We start from the raw sequence: 5,865 nt of genomic DNA on the forward strand, positions 1-5,865 counted from the left end.
GCGAAAAAATGATCACCTGACGTCATCACTCGCCCATGCTGGGCAGCGGCCAATGCCAGTGCCCCGTGCTGATCGTTGACCACCAGCGGTACCGGTACGGCATGGCTATCCTGGAGGACCCTCAGCAGGTAGTGATCGGCATTATCCCAGGCTTGCAAAGACTCATTACGGCGGCGAGGCCAGCGCTGCAAAGTCAATTCGCCCCAAGGATGCTCAAAGGTTGTCATACCGTTCCTGCTTGCCGATCGATCAAACCGCGCATTCTGCCTGCCCTGCCGGCTGTTGACCAGATTCTGCGCAAACAGCCCGGCCACGCCTATTTAGGGATGGTATTTTGCAATTTGGCTGCTAGAATGCGCCAGCGAACTCGGAATATAGCTCAGCCTGGTAGAGCACTACGTTCGGGACGTAGGGGTCGCAGGTTCGAATCCTGCTATTCCGACCAATTCAGGCCCTTGTCATCAAGGGCCTACAAAAAAGGCCGCTTTTGCGGCCTTTTTTGTGTCTTCTCAGTCTGCCAATCGCGGGTTCAGCGTGTAGCTCACCGTGATACCGGCTTTGGCCAACACATGCCCTTCCATGGCCGCAACAATGGCCGCACCACTGAAATCATCCTTGACCGGCAATTTGCTCACATCCAGTGCGTAAACGGTAAAGACATAACGATGCACAATGCTGTCGTTCCAGGGCGGACAGGGGCCGTCATAGCCAAAGTAGCTCCCTTCCATATCCCCGTCGCCGGCAAACCAGCTGGTGTAGTCGTTAAGACCATGCCGCAGACCCTGTGGTGCTGACGGTCCGGATTTACCCCGTGGGGTTATCCCCTGGCAATGGCTGCCTTCCATCAGCTCGCTCTGGTCAGCGGGAATGTCGAACAGGGTCCAGTGATAGAAATTCACCCGCGGCAAGTCGGCGGGGACTTCGCGGTCTTCCTGGTTCACATCATCTCCCGCACTGGGCACATCCGGATCATGACAGACCACCGCGAAAGAGCGGGTCCCGGCCGGCTCGCCTTTCCAGGCCAGGTGAGGATTGATGTTACTGGACAGGGCCACATGGTTTTCCGGGTCAATCACTGCGAAAGCGAACTTCTCAGCGATGGGAGCCTGATCGGTGAGGCTGTTACTGAGTAGCTCCATGGGACGACTCCTTAAATCAGTGTTTGCACAGCCCCCAACCTTGCAGTTGCAGGCAATAAATTCAACCTGTCATTGCCATTTCAGTTCAAGCCATACCGGTCAGCGGGTGTTGGGATAATGGCCGGTAGGTAGGGACCTCACCCTGTATCAGTTCACTCTGGTAGAGACAGAGTTGATCTACCGACAGCAACCAGCGGCCCGTTTGTGGTGCCAGAGCCAGCCCCGGCTTTGCCAGGGTAATGTGCGGCCGAAAGGCTCGCTGTTCGCGCTCTACACCCTGACGACTGAGGCATTCCCACAGGGCTTCGTGCAAGGCATTGAGAGGAGCGGAAGTAGTCGTGGTCAGCGCCAGAAAAGGGCCCTGCTCCGCCGGAAAGGGTTCACAGCAATCAAAGTCCAGATCAAACGCCGGAAAGCGGCCGGCCAGCGACTGCAATTCTCCGGATAATCGGGCCACTCCCGACGGGGTACATTGCCCCAGAAAGGCCAGCGTCAGATGCAGATTGGGTCGAGGAGTGGCCCGTGGCAATCCCAGGGAAAGCTCCTTGCACTCCCGGGCCAGAGACCCGGTTACCGGTACGCCGACAAAACAGCGCATGAAAAAACCTCCTGTCTATAAGAGCCTGGGCAGCATGGCTTCAAAGCGGTGACGGCGGTAGAATTGCGCCCCCGTTCGCCCAGCCAGTCTTAGCCATCATTGAGCGGATGCCAATCTCGAGGTATCACTATGTCCGGTAAAGTCGGTTTCATCAGTCTGGGTTGCCCCAAGGCCCTGGTGGACTCTGAACGTATTCTGACCCAGCTTCGCACGGAAGGCTACGAAGTCACATCCAGTTATGATGATGCCGACGTGGTGGTGGTCAACACCTGTGGTTTTATCGACGATGCCAAAGCCGAGTCACTCGACACCATTGGCGAAGCGCTCAGCGAAAACGGCAAGGTGATTGTCACCGGCTGCATGGGCGTGGAAGAGGACACCATTCGCAAGGTGCATCCCTCGGTCCTGTCCGTCACTGGCCCGCAGCAATACGAACAGGTGGTTAACGCCGTTCACCAGGTGGTGCCACCGAGCCAGAACCATGATCCTTTTCTCGATCTGGTCCCCCCGCAAGGCATTAAACTGACTCCCCGTCACTACGCCTACCTGAAGATTTCCGAAGGCTGCAATCACAAGTGCAGTTTCTGCATCATCCCCAGCATGCGCGGCAAACTGGATTCGCGCCCGATTGGCGATGTGATGGATGAAGCAGAGCGCCTGGTGAAATCTGGCGTGCAGGAGTTGCTGGTAATCAGCCAGGACACCAGCGCCTATGGGGTGGATCGCAAGTACCAGACCGGTTTCTGGCAGGGCATGCCGGTGAAGACCCGCATGCTGGAAATGTGTCAGGCGCTGGGCCAGCTCGGCGCCTGGGTGCGGCTGCACTATGTGTACCCCTACCCCCATGTGGACGACATTATCCCGATGATGGCGGAAGGCCACATCCTCCCCTATCTGGATATTCCCTTTCAGCACGCCAGCCCCCGCGTGCTGAAGAACATGAAGCGCCCAGCTCATGCTGAAAACACCTTGGAGCGAATTCGTCGCTGGCGGGAAATCTGCCCGGACATCACCTTGCGCAGCACCTTTATCACCGGCTTCCCCGGTGAGACCGATGCGGATTTCGAGCTCCTGCTGGACTGGCTGGAAGAAGCACAACTGGACCGGGTGGGCTGTTTCACTTATTCCCCGGTGGAAGGCGCCCAGGCCAACGCCCTGCCCGATCCGGTGGACCCGGACGTGGCGGAAGAACGCCGCGAGCGCTTCATGAACGTGCAGGCCCGTATCAGTGCCGCCAAGCTGCAAAAGAAAATCGGCCGGACCCTGGAAGTGCTGGTGGACGAAGTGGACGAGGAAGGCGCCATCGCCCGCTCCCAGGCAGATGCGCCGGAGATCGATGGCCTGGTTTATTTGAACGGAGAAAGCGACCTGAAACCCGGCCAGCGCCTGATGGTGAATATCGAGCACGCCGACGAACATGATCTCTGGGGTACTCCGGTACCGGTCGGCCATTGATCCCGTGAACGATCAGCCCCTCAAGGGCGCTCTGCTACTGGTTCTCGGTGAGGGCCTGCTAGCGGTGATGGCCGCCATGATCAAGCATCTGTCCGATCACCTCGACACCGAGGTGATCGTCTTTGCCCGCAATCTGTTCGGGCTGCTGATTCTGATTCCGATCATTGCCTCCCGCGGCGGCTTTGGCCAGCTGCGCACCCGTTTCTTGCATCTGCACATGATCCGCGGTTTTACCGGGGTCACTGCCATGTTCTGTTTCTTCTACACCATCGGCCACATTGCCCTGGCTGAAGCGGTGCTGGTGAAAATGACCGTACCCTTCTTTCTGCCGATCGTGGCCTGGTTGTGGCTGAGGGAAGTGATCAGTGTGCGCACCTGGCTAGCCATTGTCGGCGGTTTTGCCGGGGTTGCCGTGATCATGGACGTGAGCAGCGGCAGCGTGAACCCGGTGATGTGGGTGGCGCTGGCGGGGGCCGCCATCATGAGTGTGGCCAAGGTGAGCATCCGGCGCATGGCGGTGTCGGAACCCGCCCAGCGAGTGGTTTTCTATTTCGCCCTGTTTGCCACCCTGTTCTCCGCCCTGCCCCTGCCCTGGGCCAGCACTTTGCCCACCGGCACCGACTACCTGTGGCTGTTCGGCATCGGTCTGGTGGCCACCGGTGGCCAATATGCCATGACTACTGCCTACCAAATCGCCCGCCCGGGTCAGGTGGGTGTCTACAACTATTCTTCCGTGGTCTGGGCCGCTCTGCTCGGCTGGATGTTCTGGGGCGAAACCCTGGTACTGACTACCCTGATTGGCACCCTGCTAATTGTCGCCGCCGGTGTCTGGAATCTGAAAAGCCGCTAGGGAGCCTCTGAATAACTCCTTGCATGCTCAGTCTTTCAGGCTGGCTCGCAATCTAGGCGCAATGTTGAAGGTGTGTGTCCACCCATCGAGACATTGTAACGACGAGTGCGGGCCAGCCTGGAAGACCCGGAGGGCGCGGCCTGAAGGGCCCATCTGCTGCGCTTTGCCACTAGGAAAGGGAACCACCCTGCCCGTCGCGACAAAACACAACAGCTGCACCCTTCAGGCCACGCTGAGTACGCAAGGAGTTATTCAGAGGCTCCCTAGCAGTCTATCCCGAGAGAGGGACGTAGAGGCCCATTGGATATTGGCCCGCAGAGAAGGACACAAGGCGACAAAATCGCCTATGCTCGTGGGTCGGCAAAACAACAAACGGGATTTCTGCATGCATTCATTGAAACTCAGCCTGCTGTTGATCAGCACGATCATCCTTTCCGGCTGCGACGGACTGGCAAAATGGGCCTACGAGACCGGCTTGAGCCTGGAAAAGGGTCGCGCCGGCCTGACAGACCAGACCCTGGAAACCCGCGATGGTATTCAGTGGCACCTGCTACGCAGCGAAGGCCAGCAAGACAAGCCAGTGGTCCTGTTGATTCATGGTTTCGGTGCCGATTCCAGTAACTGGGTACGCTTCGTCAACGAGCTGGAAGGCGACTTCCATTTTGTAGTGCCTGACCTGCCGGGCCACGGTGAAACCACCCGCAATACGGATCTGGATTACACCATGGCAGCCCAGGCAAAACGCCTGGTCACCCTGATGGAGACCCTGGACATTTCTGCCTATCACGTGGCCGGCAACTCCATGGGCGGCGCCATCACTCTGGCCATGGCGCAAGCTGTGCCACAGCAGGTGCTCTCCATGGGGTTGGTGGACGCTGCTGGGCTGACCCGGCAGACCGAAGACTTCAAGGCCATCCAGGCTACTAGCGACAGCAATCCGCTGATCCCGCGCAGCCCGGAACAGTTCCACACCACGCTCAAATGGGCCATGGAAGATGCCCCTTACATTCCCGAATTCTTTATCGACATCATGGGCGCCAAGAAAGCCGAGAATGCCCCGGTGGCTGACAAGATCTGGCAGGATATGGACACCGATCCGGGTATGAGCCTGGAAGGCACCGGCACGCTGGCCACTCTGAATCAGCCGGCGCTGATCCTGTGGGGTCGCGAAGACCGTTTGCTGGGAGTGGACAATGTGGAGGCGTTTCTTGAAGAGTTGCCCCGCTCACGGGCAGTGATTCTTGATGGCATTGGCCATGTCCCCATGGCAGAAGCGCCCACCAAAAGCGCCGATGCCTTCCGGGTGTTCTGGCGGGAAGCCCAGGCAGATTCCTGATCCGTACGGGTTATTGCTACGTTGACTGGGCCTGCCGCTGCTCCGGCGGTGTCCAGTCAAACGGCACCCGGTAGCTCATCAGGAAGCCACCCAGCGTGATCAGTACCCGGGAGATGCCGATGTAGGAGTCGGGAATACTGATTTTCTCTTCACGGAATCGCTGCATCAACTCGCCCATCGCCGCCACCGGCCCCTGCTGGTTGACCTTGTCGGTCAGCACAAACAATGCCAGCTCCTTCAAGGTTTCAGGGCTTCCACCTTTGAAGCCTGCCTGAACAAACAGCTCGCCGATATCCACCTTCCCTTCAAAGCCCATCAGGCCATACAGCAAACGTGAGTAGCGGCGAACTTCGTCCGGCGTCAGCACCCCGATGGCGCCGAAATCCAGAATCACTACCTGGCCCTGATCGTTAACCAGGAAATTTCCCGGGTGCGGATCCGCCTGGTAGACCCCGAAACGGGTCACCTGCTGCAGGTAGCTGGTTAA

At 58.6% G+C, this 5,865-nt stretch carries 6 protein-coding genes, 1 tRNA gene and 1 pseudogene; 4 read left to right on the top strand and 4 right to left on the bottom strand.

Features of this window, described 5'->3' with window-relative positions:
* Positions 1-227, bottom strand: a pseudogene (locus ACFE0K_RS00685) (SAM-dependent methyltransferase); the annotation flags it as partial.
* Between the two features lie 141 nt (positions 228-368).
* On the opposite strand from ACFE0K_RS00685, the gene ACFE0K_RS00690 reads away from it, so the two are divergent.
* Positions 369-445: transfer RNA gene (locus tag ACFE0K_RS00690), tRNA-Pro, on the top strand.
* 64 nt (positions 446-509) lie between these two features.
* On the opposite strand, the gene ACFE0K_RS00695 is transcribed toward ACFE0K_RS00690, so the two are convergent.
* Together ACFE0K_RS00695 and thpR are read right to left on the bottom strand one after the other, a co-directional pair.
* A complete protein-coding gene (locus ACFE0K_RS00695) occupies positions 510-1,139 on the bottom strand; it encodes a YbhB/YbcL family Raf kinase inhibitor-like protein (protein ID WP_434534223.1) in 630 nt (209 codons plus the stop codon).
* Between the two features lie 85 nt (positions 1,140-1,224).
* Positions 1,225-1,737, bottom strand: a complete 513-nt coding sequence (gene thpR, locus ACFE0K_RS00700) for an RNA 2',3'-cyclic phosphodiesterase (protein WP_434534224.1) — start codon at positions 1,735-1,737, stop codon at positions 1,225-1,227.
* Positions 1,738-1,866: 129 nt separating this feature from the next.
* Here thpR and rimO point away from each other — a divergent pair, with 129 nt between their 5' ends.
* From rimO to ACFE0K_RS00715, 3 genes are all read left to right on the top strand, one after another.
* Positions 1,867-3,192: a 30S ribosomal protein S12 methylthiotransferase RimO gene (gene rimO / locus ACFE0K_RS00705; protein ID WP_434534225.1), complete on the top strand. Its 1,326-nt coding sequence runs from the start codon at positions 1,867-1,869 to the stop codon at positions 3,190-3,192.
* A 4-nt stretch (positions 3,193-3,196) separates the two neighbouring features.
* Positions 3,197-4,042 (top strand): DMT family transporter, encoded by an 846-nt coding sequence (locus tag ACFE0K_RS00710; RefSeq protein ID WP_434534226.1) that lies wholly within the window; start codon positions 3,197-3,199, stop codon positions 4,040-4,042.
* Positions 4,043-4,427: 385 nt separating this feature from the next.
* On the top strand, positions 4,428-5,378 hold the full coding sequence (locus ACFE0K_RS00715) for an alpha/beta fold hydrolase (protein ID WP_434534227.1): 951 nt from the start codon (positions 4,428-4,430) through the stop codon (positions 5,376-5,378).
* 16 nt (positions 5,379-5,394) lie between these two features.
* Here the strand turns inward: ACFE0K_RS00715 and ACFE0K_RS00720 are convergent.
* Positions 5,395-5,865, bottom strand: a 471-nt coding sequence (locus tag ACFE0K_RS00720; RefSeq protein ID WP_434534228.1) for an AarF/UbiB family protein, incomplete at its 5' end; no start/stop codon positions are given.

Origin of the sequence: Alcanivorax sp., assembly GCF_051117345.1 — a bacterium.
GTDB lineage: Bacteria > Pseudomonadota > Gammaproteobacteria > Pseudomonadales > Alcanivoracaceae > Alcanivorax.